The sequence below is a fragment of the Bacillus sp. CH_70 genome (assembly GCF_038007045.1).
GTDB lineage: Bacteria > Bacillota > Bacilli > Bacillales > Bacillaceae_G > Bacillus_A > Bacillus_A cereus.
In genome coordinates, this window is the sequence record NZ_JBBOWL010000001.1 from 4,865,949 (window position 1) to 4,880,257 (window position 14,309).

A 14,309-nucleotide genomic window follows, 5' to 3' on the forward strand; every position below is an offset into this window, starting at 1 on the left:
TATACTTTTTTAGAAAAGTTATTCAGCCGATGAATATAGGGGATTTATACCCCTTGATTAAGCTCCGTACAACGCTTCACCGTATACATTTGTGCGGAGCAAAGTTTTCTAATGAGTTTTACAAATTTTATATAAAGCATATTCTGCACCTTCCTTAATACTTAAAAGGGATTTTAGCATACGGTTTTATGAAGCGTCAACATTACTTCCGAATCTTTCAACTACTTGTTTTCAAAATATTGCTTCTGAAACATACACATTCTTATCGCATTATGATAGTTACCATCAACGAAAAACTCATCGATAAGCTCACCTTCTACAATAAATCCAACCTTTTTATAAACATGTACTGCTTTTTCATTTTCCTTATCCACAACTAAATATATCTTATGCATATTTAATACAGCGAAAGCATAATCCATTGCTAAACGCGTCGCCTCTACTGCATAACCATACCCTTGATAATTCGGATCAATAATAATTTGGAATTCTGTTCTACGATGAATATAATCGATTTCTACTAACTCAACTAATCCAACCATTTCATTGTCTTTCTCAACGATAAATCGGCGTTCGCTTTGATCATGTATATGTTTATCGTATAAGTCTTGCAGCTCCACAAATGCCTCATATGGCTCTTCAAACCAATACGACATAATATGCGCATTATTATTCAGTTCGTGTACGAACTTTAAATCTTCTCGTTCCAATGGACGTAACTTCAATTCCTGATTCATTCCTATAACCTCCAAGTAAAAGAAACCTCTTCACTTAATTTCTCAATTTTTTTCGATTTCAAACGCCCTAATTTCATTGTAAACTTTCAAGTAACTTGAAGGTCAAGATGTAAAAAAGTAGTGCAAACTTACGTCTGCACTACTACTCTTTTCTCAAATCTCTCATATTCGATATGTATAAAGCAATAACTAAAACAAGAATTGCTCCTGCGTATAATAACGTCTCCATCGGTTCCTCATGAGACACAATAATTAATCGAATTAAAGCCGTAATTCCGATATAAATAAAATAACGTAACGGGAAATGATAATTCGATTTAAAATACTTAATAATTAATGCAATGAACTCGAAGTATAAGAAATAGACGATGATACTTTCAACCAATTTATAAGACGTATACTCTTTTGACGAAAAAATATACTGCACAAACGTGATCGTCTCATTCACTAAGAAAATTGATAACACAATGGATAATATAATTAAAGCTATATTTAATATCCATTGCAAAACACTAGCTATAACATGATCGATATTAAATGACTTCATTTTCTCTTTAGACTCCCCTTCGTATAAGTACTTATTTATTATAGCAAAATTACGATTGGAAAGAAGTTAAATCATATATTCGTCCTTTGTTGTTTCCAGTGTAGGGAAGATTTAGTGTGTGGAGAATTCTGTTTACAACCATACCCGACGAAACATTGAGAAACTCCTTCAAATTACCATTCGTACATGTCTTACTAATGAGCAATGCATAATCTCGTATAGCATCCACATGTGCCACTTTTGAAAAATCTTTACAACTTGTACAACGCCAACCCTTCTTAACTTTAACCATTGGAATAACTAAGCATTTCTCACATTGTACTCCATTTAGCAACTCCTCTTTTTCTATTTTATATTGCTCAAGTATATTTTGTTGAAGTGGAGAATGCTCCGCTATTATTTGATGAATGAGCCTATCTACATTATCTATAACTTTTCTCTTATATTTACTTTCAAACCACTTTATTTTATGAGGTAAATTGGCACTATGAATAATTGTATGAAGAAGATTGTCATCTGAAGATTTTATAATGGTACGAGGCGAGCTAATAACAACGAGGGACTCAATTGGAAGACTAGAGGAAAATCCATGTGAGTTTAACCATTTCTTTAGTTGTATTTCTTGCCTTTTTATTTGTAAAACCGGATCTGGAAATCCCTCTGAATTTCCTTCTGTTATTCGGATAAGTTGATTAAACTTTGCATCAAACATTAATGTACCTGCTATATTTTTTATCTCAAGAAAAAGAAGAAACTTTGTGGAAAGGATAATAGTATCAATTTGAAAGTATTTATCATAATTACATAAGCGAACATCATGTAAAACACTATACTCTTTCTCAGAAATAAAACTAAGCGGATAATCAATCGCTTGCTCTCCTTTATACCCCGCCATGTGTTTTGCCAAGTTTTCTCCAATTAAATTTCGTTTCGGATGATGTACAGGTAACCTTCTAAGAAGTGCTTCTAACTGTCTTATATAAATCGGCATTTTTCTCTCTTTCACAATCACCTCAAACACCCCTTTACAAATATATCAACGATTTTTCCAATATATCTATCATAACTCACAATATATCTATCATAACTCACAATATATCAACGATTTTCTCAATATATCTATCACAACTCACAATATATCAACGATTTTTCCAATATATCGATTGGTCGACAATATCTGACACTACCTCACTCCAATCACTCACAGCATATCCTAGAAAAACATCTTCAGCAAAAACTTAAAATCGCATTTCCTCATAAAAAAACATAACCCGCTCCTCCAGCAAAGGTATGATTTTTAACCCTGCGATGCCACTCTATCTATAACCTTGCTGTGAATTCCACAAAATCCATTTGTACTTATACCAACTTTCACTTTTTTCACACTGAAACTATATCCGTTAAAATCGTTTCATAACGTTATTACTTCCGCATAGCTACAATTTATATAATAACGGTACAGTACAAATAACGTGCTGAATCACTAAGTATGGGGGAATAACGATGAACGAAGCGTTACTATTAGTAGACATACAAAATGATTACTTTGAAGGCGGCAATATGGAATTACATCAACCTGAAAAAGCCGCACAAAAAGCGAAAGAAGTTTTGAAAGCATTTCGTGAAAAACATAAAACAGTTATTCACGTACAACATATTGCGAACAATGAAGGGGCTACTTTCTTCTTACCCGATACAGTAGGGGTTCAAATTTATGATGATGTACAACCGATTGCTAAAGAAAGAGTCATTCAAAAACATCATCCTAACAGTTTTTTAAGAACAAATTTATTAGAAACATTACAGACAGAGAAAATAGACCGACTAGTCATTTGCGGTATGATGACTCATGTATGTATTGATGCAACAGTGCGCGCTGCCAGTGACTTCGGATTTCAATGTATTGTAATTGAAGATGCTTGTACAACAAAAGATTTAGAATTTCAAGGAAATCTAATCCCCGCAGTACACGCTCATCAATCGTTCATGAGCGCATTAGAGTTTGGTGATATTTATGCAACAGTCATGTCGGCAAACTGTTTTATAAACAAAAGCAAATAAAGAATTACAGTTCCATATGAAAAAAAAGAAAGGATAAGTATCTTATTCTTTCTTTTTTTCCATCGTCTTAATGACAGTATTTATACGATAATCACCATAATGTAAAACATCTGCAAGAGCCTCTTCTAATTGCTGATGCGAAGATGTGTGAAGAGTCATGATATAGCATCCATCGCCGCTTATACGATACATTTCAGTAATTACGTCCGTTTTTTCAAAAAAGTTTTGAATTTGATTATGATAGTGTGGTGCATGTAAAAATAGTGTAACAAAGGTCATAATAGAACCTTCTAGCTTCGCCCTATCGATATTTATCGTATATTTTTGAATAACACCTGCTTCTTCTAATTTATTAATTCGTTTCCCAACAGCCTGGCCAGTCAAATGTACTATCTCCCCAATTTCCTTCCAGTTCATTCTAGCGTTTTCTTGTAGTAATTGTATAATCTTAAAATCTGTTGAATCAAACATGGACATCCCCTTCCTATATGAAACGAATTCTATAAAATCTTCATTTCCCCTACAGTTTTTCTCAAAAGTTTTGTACTACAATCGATTAGCTCTATTAGCAATTACATTATTGTTAGCGGCTTTCCTTCTTCTTTACAATGTATTTTTTGGATTACTCGTAGGCACTACAGCAATCTAGCGATTTTTTATAAATATGAACATTTTTTAGGAATTAGTTTATCTTTTTTTAATGTTTTATTTAGAGGCAGTTTATAGTCGGGGATTAACATAGGAAACGTAGCAACTAAGTTCATCTATGACGCACTGCTACTATAATCGCTAACCGTACTACTTGAAATCATAAAATAAGGAGACGATAAAACATGAACAAAAAAGCAAAAGCACTATCATCCGTACTGCTCGGATTCACATTAGCATTAACAGGGTGTGCTGGTACTAAAGCTGAAGAAAATCATGGGAAACAAAAACAAGAACAAGTTGCCAAAGAAACAAAAAAGGAAAATAAATTAACTAAAGGACAAAAAATGGCTAATATTCTTAGCGAGACAAATTGGCAAGGTACACGAGTGTATGACAAAGATAAGAATGACTTAACAAAAGAGAATGCAAACTTCATTGGTCTTGCAAAATATGATGCGAAGTCAGGCAGATATGAATTTTTTGATGCTAAAACAGGTGCAAGTCGTGGCGATAAAGGAACTTTCTTTGTCACAAATGATGGGAAGAAGAGAATATTAATTTCAGAATCAATGAAGTATCAAGCTGTCGTTGACATGACAAAACTAAATAAAAATGTATTTACTTATAAACGAATGGGGAAAGACGCTAACGGTAAAGATGTAGAAGTTTTCGTTGAACATGTTCCATATAAAGAAAAAGAACTTTCTTTCACTGATCCGGACAAGCAGCTGAACACGACTACAGGAGATATTGTTAAAAACGTTGATGGAGATAAAATTTTGGGCGGTACCCTTTGGCACGGAACAAAGGTATTAGATGAAGCTGGTAACGATGTAACACAGTTTAATTCGAATTTTATAAGTCTAGCAAAATTTGATGACAAATCTAATAAATATGAGTTCTTCAATAGCGAAACAGGTCAAAGCCGCGGTGATTATGGCTACTTCGATGTTGTACACGAAAATAAAATAAGAGCCCATGTTTCAATTGGAAATAATAAATACGGTGCTGCTCTTGAGCTTACTGAACTAAATAAGAATAAATTTACGTATAAAAGAACTGGTAAAGACCAAGCTGGTAAGGATATAACTATATTCGTTGAACATGAACCTTATAAAGGTGATATGAAACCACAATTTAGTTTTTAATTGATTTGATTAAAAATCTACTTTTTATATTCGAAACATGAATTAGTATACGCTGACCGTTTTGTTCAGCGTATACTATTTTTTACATTGAATAACCACTACAGCTCATCAATTACTTTCGTTAGCTTTTGAAGCGCTGATAAAAGGTTTGTTAATTCTTCAGGTGATAAACTTGCATAATATTTTTCAGAAACCTGTTGCATATATGCATCCATTTCTTTTTTATATAACAAGCCTTTCTCACCTAATTCAACTGAAAATGCACGTTTATCTTCTGCATGTTGCCTTCTGAAAATATATCCTTCCGTTTCAAGTTTCACTAACTGCTGGCTAATGGCACTTTTCGTCACATTCATTTTTTCAGCTAACTCTTTAGGAGTGGATGATGGGTACCTAATAATTAATGTTAACAACGTATATTGCTGATTATTTAAATTAAAATTCGTATAAGATCTTTCTTTCGTTTCAAGTAATATCCATAGTTCTTCAAGTGTTTGATTGATTTCCTCAGCTATATTTTTATTTATCATACTTCTCTCTCTCACCTTTTCTTCTCCAATTTTTCGGGTTTAAATACTTTTTATATTTTGCCACCACTTCTTTTCCAACAAAGACAGCACCTATCAAAAATAGAATTTCTCCTATTACTATACACCCTGGAATGACAATGGTCTTTACCTGCGTCGAAAGTGAAGTAAATGGTATGATTAAAGCACTTCCCCAAAGTAGAACATATATGATTAGAAGTCCTATTCCAATTTTAAAAAGCAATGGCTTTTTTTGTTTATTTTCGTTTGAAATTATTTCTTTTTCCATTTCAAAACCCCCGAACACAATTTGATTTAGTTTACTTAACTAAACTATATATCAAGATTGATTTGATTGCAAGACTTTAAAATGTATTCACTAAAATTGCGTTTACTTGAATTCCAACCACATATTTTGAAAATAATTTTATTTGTATTCCTTATTAAAAAAACACCTCTTCCGTGGAAAAAATGTTTTTTATACTTTGGCAATCCTATGATATTGATTCGCTTTAAGAAAATCTGTTGTCACCTTTATATATTCGTTCTCTTTCGATTCGACAGAAATATCATGTCCTAATTTTTGAGACAGATCTTTTGCTAAATTATAAACCTAACCTCTTTAATTTCGTATGAACTCGTCCATTCACTCCTAAAAAAAGACAGAACCAGACGGTTCGGTCTTTTTTGTTTTATAATAATCTCTTTTATTTTTGCTACAATACCTTTTTCTTATAAATCTTACGCTAACACAGCTTTTGATTAACTTATCCTGAAATATTATGAATTTGCGTTCAACTTATCTAAAATACCTTTATCTATTTTTGCTTGATTCACTTTAGCTATTTTAGAAACAATCCCACGGCGATCTTCCCAATCAATCAAATAATATTGATTTTTTTCCAATTCATTTTGCAAGGAAATTTTCAGTTCTCTTTCTTCCCCTTTTTTATCGTACACCTTCTCATCGTAAACATGATACGTAAGAACTTCTCCATTACTCAATTTTTCGTTTTCTACTTTAGAATCAGTCGTTACTTTTACATAATATTGTTTAGTCAAATAGTATCCATTCCCTGACTTCATATAGTAGAAAGCACCTCCTACTATAGCTAATAACACAAAAATTCTCATGATCCATTTCATATGATAATACCTAACCTTTCTATTCTACTTGTAAGATTTATACCCGTTAAAATATAAATCTTCCTTACCTTAAGTATGCTTTAACCATAAAGATGGTACAATCCAGTTTCCTTACACCCACATTACATTTTTGTAATCCTATCATTTTACAAAAGTTTCTTAAGTTGGCCGCAAACAAAAGAACATAAACTTTTTAAAGTTTTATTCCTCCAATTGCCACACTTTTAGCAACACTTGTCCAAGTAATAGGAATTTCATTTCAATCCATTTTACGTGAAGAAGTAAATCAACGCCGATTAACTATATTAGGAATTACATTATTAATCAGCCCTCACCGATCGGGCCGCCCGGCAAATAGAGGAATAAAATTTGTGACTAAGTAAAAAAGCGCCCTACTTATAGGGCGCTTTTTTTATACTTAATGACTAATACTAGCTGTTGGGTATAATGTTGTTCCTCCAATTGAAACTTTTATTTCATTTGTTAATGGAACGTTTTGTTCATTAATAATTGTTCTCCACCATTCCCATGCAAGACCTGTACATTCTCTTGCTACAATTTTTATATTTTTTGAATTCGGTGGAAGAGGGATAACTGTAGAGTAATGAGCCGTTTTGTCTTTTCCACTACCATCCCACGTTTTATGTGTTAGTACTTCGTTACCCTTTTGATCAAATGTGAATTCATCCCAAGATACATCAAATTGAGCAACGTAAGCACCGTAATGATCAAGTGTCATTTTAGCACTTGAATATTCTGTAGTTGTCGTCTCAATATAATCTGTATTGTTATGAACAGCAGCAGTTGCATTATCTTTTAAGAAAGTACTTGTATATGAAATTGGGTATGCTGGATTTTTAAGACTTAATTCAGCATTATCTTTAATAATATTTCGGATTTCATTGAAATCTTTAGTAACAACCTTGTTATGCTCTTTCGCATCTCCGCCTAATACTACAGCAGTAAAGGTACTTTCTTCAAAAATATCTTTATACTGTCCACTTGTTTCAACGCTGTTATTCTTAAGTAAGGCTTTAAAAGCAGCTTGTACATCTTTGCTCTTAGATGTTGTTTCTAATTTTACATAAATCGTTCTACCATAAGCTACATTTGAAACCATAACAGGTGGAGCCGAATTACTTACGCCTTTTCGAGTTAACTCGTCAAAAGTAACGCTATTATCAAAAAGGTCGGATGGATTGTTAGGTAGTTCAGCACTTACCGTATAAAATATTTGCTTATACGCCGCTACCATCACTTTTTTCTCTCCATTTGCAACCGCATTAAAATCAATGTTTAGACTGTTATCAAGATATTTAGCGTTAACATTAAGAGCGCTTGCGATTTGTGATTTACTATAAACCATAGATTCCGTATACTGCATTCTTGCAGGTAACGTATGTGTTGTAGAATACTTTTCATTCCAAGTAGATACTAAATCGTCTACTGCTCCAGCTACATTACCATATGTCGGATTTTGGACAGTGATTGTATTTTCTTTTCTCATGCCCGGTAAGTCTATACTAATATTCAAAGGCTTTCTCTTAGCCACTAATAAACTTGGTTGATTGTCTGCAAAAGCTTTATTTGCAAGTTGTACAGCTCCTGGATACGTGCGATTCACTACAGAATCAATAATTGAAATATCGACTGGTGACGTTGTAAGTGATTTTTTCTCGCGTTCCACTACTACAAATTTACCATTTGAATTAATACTTTCTTTCGGAACAAAACTTTCTACTTTATCACCATTTACAGCTAAAACCTCTTGATTATTATATTTAAGATTTGCTATACCAGTATTAATGCCACTAGCATTTTTGGTTACATCAGTTACATTACTTGCTTGTGTTTCTGCGAAGGAAATAGATGAATAATTAATAGTGCATAGACTAACTAATAAACATGTAAGGAACTTTCTTCTTTTAGTGTTTTTCTTAATATTCAGAAAAATCACCCCGTTCTTTTTTTAGTAAAATATGATAATGATTGATAAATGATAGCTAACTAATAAACTTACATAAATGCTTTTAAAAGTTCTTGAATTAACGGGATTACGCCACCTACAAATTTTAAAACTGCCATTGCGATTTCCATATTATTTCCTCCTTTTTATTGCTACGAAAATGTGATTTATCTTTATGCCCTCATTATAGTGACCCCTTACACTTTTATCAATACACTCTGATATGCAATATTACATATACAAAAAACAAGCTGAATTCTTTTGAAAAATTATACAGAGATATTTTTTCCACTTGGTACATACTTGAAAAGGTGAAGCATTCTTTTGCATTTTATGAGTAATCACATAAAAAAAGCTGCTGCCTATAAAATATAGACAGCAACTTCAACTAGAGTGTCTTGCATAATCTACGCAAGACATTTTATAACTAATAAACTGCGATCGGCCCATAAGGACCATTAATAATTTCTATTTTTGTTTCAAAAATATCTGTCAAAAGTGTTGGGTCCATAACCTCTTCTACTGTTCCGAAAGCAGCAATTTGTCCATCTTTCATAGCACAAATTTTATCCGAGTATTTAGCTGCAAAATTTATGTCATGCATAACAGTCAAAATTGTTCTTCCAAATTCATTAGCTGCACGTCTTAAATGCTCCATCATTTGAACAGAACGAGCAACATCAAGGTTGTTCAAAGGTTCGTCCAAAAGTACATATTCAGTCTCTTGGCACAATACCATCGCTACATATGCCCTTTGTCTTTGACCACCAGAAAGCTCATCTAAATATCTATTCTCTAAACTAGTTAAATCTAAGAAATCGATATATTTAGAGATGATAGCCTCATCTTCTTTAGTCAATCTTCCCTTTGAATAAGGAAAGCGCCCAAATCCAACTAGTTGTCTCACAGTAAGCCTAGTTACAAAATGATTTTCTTGTCGCAATATAGTCAAAACTTTTGCTAAGTCTTTTGATTTGGATTCAGAAACATCCATATTTGCTACCTGAATTTGGCCTTCATCCATATCTAAAAGTCTGCCAATCATCAAAAGTGTCGTTGACTTTCCAGCACCATTTGGTCCAATTAAAGAAGTAAAGCCCGCTTTTGGTATTTCAATATCCAAAGGTCCTATTTTCACCTTATCAGTATAGAACTTTTTAACATTATCAATTTTTATCATAAAGCCCTCTTCCTTAAAACTATAGTTAAGAATATGATTCCACCGAATAATTCAATAATAACTGAAACTACACCTTGAGCATGGAATACATGATACATTAAAAAGTATGCGCTCGTCATTATTAAAAATCCTATAGCAAAAGCCATCGGAAAAATATATCTATGATCATAAGTTGACGCTGCCTGATAACTCAAAGTTGCCACTAAAAAGCCGTAGAAAGTAAGTGGCCCAATTAGAGCTGTTGAAATGGACATTAAAATAGCTACTAATACAAGCGTATAAATTACACTAGGTTGGTATTTAACTCCAAAAGAAGTAGCAACATCTTTTCCTAGTGACAAAACATTCAAATTCTTAGAATGAGCAAAAATTAATACCGCTACAATTATGATCATAGGAATTACAATAGGAAAATATGCAGGATCTGCATGATTAACAGAACCAAATAATCTTGCTTGTAAAATATCAAATTCTGAAGGCGCAAGTAGTTTTCTCATGAAAGTTGACACAGAATTTAGCCCGGTACCAATAATAATTCCAACTAAAAGCATAAGTTGTAAATTCCCGTATTTACCGGAAAGTAACCATCCATAAAGTATCAAACTCATGAAGACCATAACAACAACTTGGAATAAAAATGATCCAATTCCATTAAAATTTATTAACGCACTTGCACCAAAGAAGAATACTGTACTCGTTTGAATTGCTGAATAAAGTGATTCGAAACCTAAAAGTGAAGGAGTAATAATTTTATTATTCGTAATAGATTGGAAAGCAACTGTCGACAAGCTATGGCAAACCGCAGCAATAATCATTGCAACAATAGCTACTATCCTTCTCTTAACGACTGGGATAAAAGAAGGTGAATCTATCGGAACTGGATTGTTATAAACTAAAAGTCCATATGAAGAAAGAAGACCTAAAGCAATCAATGTTATCAGTAAAATCCAATAACGTCTTGCTTCCTTCTTAGACCGAAAAGCGCTAGCTGATCTACTTTCATTATGAAGGCTAGAATCGATTTCGACATTTTCTTTTTTTCTATATTCTAATGTGATCATCGTAGCCTCCTTGGTTTTCTTTGTCTCAATAAAATAGTAATAAACACGACTGCTCCCACTGTTGCAAGTATTAAAGAAACAGGTAATTCAAAAGGCTGTATAATTGTTCGAGAAATGATGTCACAGGCAGTTATTGATCCCATTCCGATCACACAAACCCAAGGTAAATTACTCCTAAGATCATCACCTCTAAACATTGAAACGATATTTGGCACAATTAATCCTAAGAAAGGTAAGTGTCCAATAACAGCTGCAACAATTCCAACTGCAACAGAGATAAGAGCAGTCCCAAAAAGAACAATTCTATTGTAATTAACTCCAAGACTTGTTGCGACATCTTCTCCTAGTCCAGCTAAAGTCAATCTATTAGCATACATAAAAATAAGAAAAGTAATGATAACAATCAGCCATAAATATTCATATCTTCCCACCTGAATGTTAGCAAATGAACCTACAAACCAAGTTTCAATACTTTGCGTCTTTTGAAAAAGGAGTCCTAAAAAAGTAGACACTGCAGAAATTACTGCTCCAAGCATCAATCCAATAATCGGAACAATTAAAGACGAACGAAGCTTAACTCTTCTTAAAAATAGAAAGAAAATCATAGTTCCTATAAAAGAAAAAATGATTGCACCAGTCATTCTTTGAACTAAAGTCGGGGCAGGAAATAATAAATACACAAAAAGCAGGCCTAAGCCTGACCATTCAATAGTCCCCGTTGTAGTAGGTTCAACAAAGCGATTCTGTGTAATGAGTTGCATTACGAGCCCTGCCATCGCCATCGCAGCTCCAGTAAGCATTAATGCAGCTGTTCTCGGAACACGAGTTATGAAAAACATCTCTGTCCCGTCCTCTTGTCCACGTATATCATAAACTCCAGTAAACAGTGATATAATCCCTAAAATTATAACAACTATAACTGCTATTATAAAAGGTTTTGTCCATAATTTATTGTGATTATAAAACTGGGGTTGAGAAATATTCTCAACCCTAGAAATTATATTTTTTGACACTGTTTCGTACTCCTTTACACTACTTAGCTAAAGTTTTTGCCATATTTCCAAATAACTCTATATAAGTTTGAATTGATTCATTTGTGTAAGTATCTTCTGGTGCATAAATAACTTGTTTTTTAGAAACAGCAGTTGTGTTTTGAAGAGCAGGTGATTTAGAAATAACATCCTTAGCAGGTGTTGACTTAGCTGCATCAGATGTTGCAGCATCACGATCTAATACGAAAATCCAATCAGGATTTGTTTGTGCAATAGCTTCAACAGAAACGTCATCACCTTTATGACCTGCAGTAGAATTTGAAACTTCTAACGCTGGAGTCCAACCGAAAATTTCATACATTGGTCCCCAAACACGACCAGAATGTGGAGCAGCAAAACCAATATTACCACCAGTAACGATAACACTCATAACTTTATCTTTTCCGTTATAAGCAGATTTTGCTTTTTCAATAGATTTATCAAAATCAGCTACTAATTGTTTAGCTTCTTTATCTTTATTAAAGATTTTCCCTAAAGTAACTGTAGAATCTTTAAGTCCTTTTACTAAGTTTTCGCCAGGCTTAGTAGCTTTCTCAGAAACATCAAAATTAAGATCAATAACTGCTGCATTTGGTACTAATTTTTTGATTTCTTCGTAATGGTCAGCAAATCTTTGACCAACAATTACAAGTTCAGGGTTTGCCGCTGCAATAATTTCTAGATTTGGTTCACGGTGATTCCCAATATTTTGAACTTTTTCATCCTTTTTATATGCTGAATCAGCAGGCATGATATCCTTTGGAGCAGCCGCTAATTTAATTCCCCAATCAGATAAAGTTTCAAAAGTTCTGTTATCCAAAGCAACTACATTCTTTGGGTTTACAGGGACTTTAACAGTTCCATGAGCATCAGTGATTTCAACCGTTTTTGGCTTATCACTACCATTATCTTTATTATTAGCCTTCGAAGTTTCTTTACTTGAATCTGAGCAAGCTACTAACATTAAAGTGAAAATTGCTAGAATACTCACTAATTTTAAAAGCATAGATTTTTTCATATGTATACTCCTTATAGTGTGATTTATTTCGAAAATGATGACATCCATAGATTGAATTAGAAAGTAATTTTCATTCAATTGAATCGCTATTGATAATCATTTTCACTTGAACATCCTGTTAATTAGTATAGTCATTAATTCTGTGAAAATCTTGTGAATGGTGTGAATTAATAAAATCAGGCACACAAAGTAATATGTGAAATCGGGCGTGTTGATTAACCATGATTTCCTCTACAAAACACGCTCATTAATAGCTAATACTTTCATAATCCATTTTTTTACGTCTTTTAATACTTCTAAGAAACTATTTGATTATCATATTTAATAAAAAAATGAGTAAAACCGAATGAAATAGTTTTACTCATTTTTTTATTATCTTATTTTTATCAGTCAATCATTGAATAGCCTCTGCCATGTATCGTTTGAATATATCTGTCTTTCTTCTCGCACTTTAACTTTTTTCTTACATACCCAATATATAAGTCTACTACATTTGGATTTACTACTACGTTATATCCCCAAACTTGATTCAAAAGCATTTCACGGCTCAATATTGTGTTTTTGTTTTTGATTAAAAATACAAGCAAATCATACTCGCGCTTAGTAAGGGAGAGGTTCTCGCCACCTTTTTTCACAATATTGCTAGATGCATCAACAAAGAGATCTTTAAACTGAAAAAAGTTTATCTCATTTTGCTGGTTACAATTACTTCTCCTTAAAATAGCTTGAACCCTTGCTACCAATTCTTCTTTCGCAAATGGTTTCCTTATATAATCATCTGCTCCTGCTTGTAATCCTGCTACGCAATCCTTACTAGAAATATTGTCGGTCACAATAATGATTGGTGTCTTTTTAACAAGCCGTATTTGTCTGCAAATTTCTGGTCCCGATATACTTAATGAATCCCAATCTAATATGATAATATCCCAGTCTTGTTCATATATTATATTTAAACCTTCGTTTTCATTGTGAAGTTTTAAAATGAAATAGCCTTCTTGCGTTAGACCGCTTACGATTTTCTTTGCTGAAGACCGTTCATTTTTAATCACCAACACTTGCTTCACCGATGGTTCACCTCTACTTCAATATAACTTAGTTAGATAAAAAATTATCCCCAAAAAACAATTTAAGATTTATAAATTTAAAACCCCTAAATAATCCATTAAAACAGTTTATTAGGAGAACTCTATATAATCTTACAATAGATATAGATAAAAATACAAAACATATGAAGAT

Annotated in this window: 15 protein-coding genes; 2 read left to right on the forward strand and 13 right to left on the reverse strand. The window is 32.9% G+C overall.

Annotated features, from left to right (window positions below; all coding sequences use genetic code 11):
- Positions 1-221 precede the first annotated feature (221 nt).
- The 3 genes from speG to N2V79_RS25010 form a co-directional block, all read right to left on the reverse strand.
- Positions 222-737, reverse strand: a complete 516-nt coding sequence (gene speG / locus N2V79_RS25000) for a spermidine N1-acetyltransferase (protein WP_001071094.1) — start codon at positions 735-737, stop codon at positions 222-224.
- Between the two features lie 142 nt (positions 738-879).
- Positions 880-1,284, reverse strand: coding sequence for a phosphate-starvation-inducible protein PsiE (gene psiE / locus N2V79_RS25005; RefSeq protein ID WP_000834709.1), 405 nt, complete (start codon positions 1,282-1,284; stop codon positions 880-882).
- A gap of 49 nt (positions 1,285-1,333) precedes the next feature.
- Positions 1,334-2,290, reverse strand: coding sequence for a nuclease-related domain-containing protein (locus tag N2V79_RS25010; protein WP_016079776.1), 957 nt, complete (start codon positions 2,288-2,290; stop codon positions 1,334-1,336).
- A gap of 497 nt (positions 2,291-2,787) precedes the next feature.
- Here N2V79_RS25010 and N2V79_RS25015 point away from each other — a divergent pair, with 497 nt between their 5' ends.
- Complete coding sequence (locus N2V79_RS25015; protein ID WP_340720285.1) at positions 2,788-3,345, forward strand: cysteine hydrolase family protein; 558 nt, start codon at positions 2,788-2,790, stop codon at positions 3,343-3,345.
- Positions 3,346-3,387: 42 nt separating this feature from the next.
- Here the strand turns inward: N2V79_RS25015 and N2V79_RS25020 are convergent, their stop codons facing one another.
- Positions 3,388-3,822: an Lrp/AsnC family transcriptional regulator gene (locus N2V79_RS25020; protein WP_053563387.1), complete on the reverse strand. Its 435-nt coding sequence runs from the start codon at positions 3,820-3,822 to the stop codon at positions 3,388-3,390.
- Positions 3,823-4,178: 356 nt separating this feature from the next.
- Here N2V79_RS25020 and N2V79_RS25025 point away from each other — a divergent pair, with 356 nt between their 5' ends.
- Positions 4,179-5,144, forward strand: coding sequence for a DUF4822 domain-containing protein (locus tag N2V79_RS25025; protein ID WP_001034143.1), 966 nt, complete (start codon positions 4,179-4,181; stop codon positions 5,142-5,144).
- A gap of 98 nt (positions 5,145-5,242) precedes the next feature.
- Here the strand turns inward: N2V79_RS25025 and N2V79_RS25030 are convergent, their stop codons facing one another.
- From N2V79_RS25030 to N2V79_RS25075, 9 genes are all read right to left on the reverse strand, one after another.
- Entirely contained in the window at positions 5,243-5,674 is a 432-nt protein-coding gene (locus N2V79_RS25030) for a MarR family winged helix-turn-helix transcriptional regulator (protein ID WP_000608841.1), read from the reverse strand.
- Positions 5,664-5,960 carry a transporter suffix domain-containing protein gene (locus tag N2V79_RS25035; RefSeq protein ID WP_000409981.1) on the reverse strand — a complete coding sequence of 99 codons (297 nt, stop codon included), beginning with the start codon at positions 5,958-5,960 and terminating at the stop codon, positions 5,664-5,666. Before N2V79_RS25035 ends, N2V79_RS25030 begins: the two co-directional genes overlap by 11 nt.
- Positions 5,961-6,451: 491 nt before the next feature.
- Positions 6,452-6,817: a YxeA family protein gene (locus N2V79_RS25040; RefSeq protein WP_002164645.1), complete on the reverse strand. Its 366-nt coding sequence runs from the start codon at positions 6,815-6,817 to the stop codon at positions 6,452-6,454.
- 418 nt (positions 6,818-7,235) lie between these two features.
- Entirely contained in the window at positions 7,236-8,774 is a 1,539-nt protein-coding gene (alo, locus tag N2V79_RS25050) for an anthrolysin O/cereolysin O family cholesterol-dependent cytolysin Alo (protein ID WP_000576745.1), read from the reverse strand.
- Between the two features lie 436 nt (positions 8,775-9,210).
- The gene (locus N2V79_RS25055) at positions 9,211-9,963 is read right to left on the reverse strand and encodes an iron ABC transporter ATP-binding protein (RefSeq protein ID WP_000590061.1); all 753 of its coding nucleotides are present in this window, start codon (positions 9,961-9,963) and stop codon (positions 9,211-9,213) included.
- Positions 9,960-11,024: an iron chelate uptake ABC transporter family permease subunit gene (locus N2V79_RS25060; protein ID WP_000631245.1), complete on the reverse strand. Its 1,065-nt coding sequence runs from the start codon at positions 11,022-11,024 to the stop codon at positions 9,960-9,962. Before N2V79_RS25060 ends, N2V79_RS25055 begins: the two co-directional genes overlap by 4 nt.
- Entirely contained in the window at positions 11,021-12,037 is a 1,017-nt protein-coding gene (locus N2V79_RS25065) for an ABC transporter permease (RefSeq protein WP_025686661.1), read from the reverse strand. The genes N2V79_RS25060 and N2V79_RS25065 overlap by 4 nt, the downstream gene beginning before the upstream one ends.
- A 19-nt stretch (positions 12,038-12,056) precedes the next feature.
- On the reverse strand, positions 12,057-13,073 hold the full coding sequence (locus N2V79_RS25070; RefSeq protein ID WP_139019786.1) for a siderophore ABC transporter substrate-binding protein: 1,017 nt from the start codon (positions 13,071-13,073) through the stop codon (positions 12,057-12,059).
- 386 nt (positions 13,074-13,459) lie between these two features.
- Positions 13,460-14,137, reverse strand: a complete 678-nt coding sequence (locus N2V79_RS25075) for a response regulator transcription factor (protein ID WP_088025093.1) — start codon at positions 14,135-14,137, stop codon at positions 13,460-13,462.
- Positions 14,138-14,309: the final 172 nt, after the last annotated feature.

Excerpts from the sequence above, each read along its gene's own strand:
- psiE (WP_000834709.1), bottom strand. The coding sequence starts at position 1,284 with ATGAAGTCATTTAATATCGATCATGTTATAGCTAGTGTTTTGCAATGG.
- N2V79_RS25055 (WP_000590061.1), bottom strand. The coding sequence starts at position 9,963 with ATGATAAAAATTGATAATGTTAAAAAGTTCTATACTGATAAGGTGAAA.
- N2V79_RS25035 (WP_000409981.1), bottom strand. The coding sequence starts at position 5,960 with ATGGAAAAAGAAATAATTTCAAACGAAAATAAACAAAAAAAGCCATTG.
- N2V79_RS25040 (WP_002164645.1), bottom strand. The coding sequence starts at position 6,817 with ATGAAATGGATCATGAGAATTTTTGTGTTATTAGCTATAGTAGGAGGT.
- N2V79_RS25025 (WP_001034143.1), top strand. The coding sequence starts at position 4,179 with ATGAACAAAAAAGCAAAAGCACTATCATCCGTACTGCTCGGATTCACA.
- N2V79_RS25070 (WP_139019786.1), bottom strand. The coding sequence starts at position 13,073 with ATGAAAAAATCTATGCTTTTAAAATTAGTGAGTATTCTAGCAATTTTC.
- N2V79_RS25020 (WP_053563387.1), bottom strand. The coding sequence starts at position 3,822 with ATGTCCATGTTTGATTCAACAGATTTTAAGATTATACAATTACTACAA.
- speG (WP_001071094.1), bottom strand. The coding sequence starts at position 737 with ATGAATCAGGAATTGAAGTTACGTCCATTGGAACGAGAAGATTTAAAG.
- N2V79_RS25015 (WP_340720285.1), top strand. The coding sequence starts at position 2,788 with ATGAACGAAGCGTTACTATTAGTAGACATACAAAATGATTACTTTGAA.
- N2V79_RS25030 (WP_000608841.1), bottom strand. The coding sequence starts at position 5,674 with ATGATAAATAAAAATATAGCTGAGGAAATCAATCAAACACTTGAAGAA.
- N2V79_RS25060 (WP_000631245.1), bottom strand. The coding sequence starts at position 11,024 with ATGATCACATTAGAATATAGAAAAAAAGAAAATGTCGAAATCGATTCT.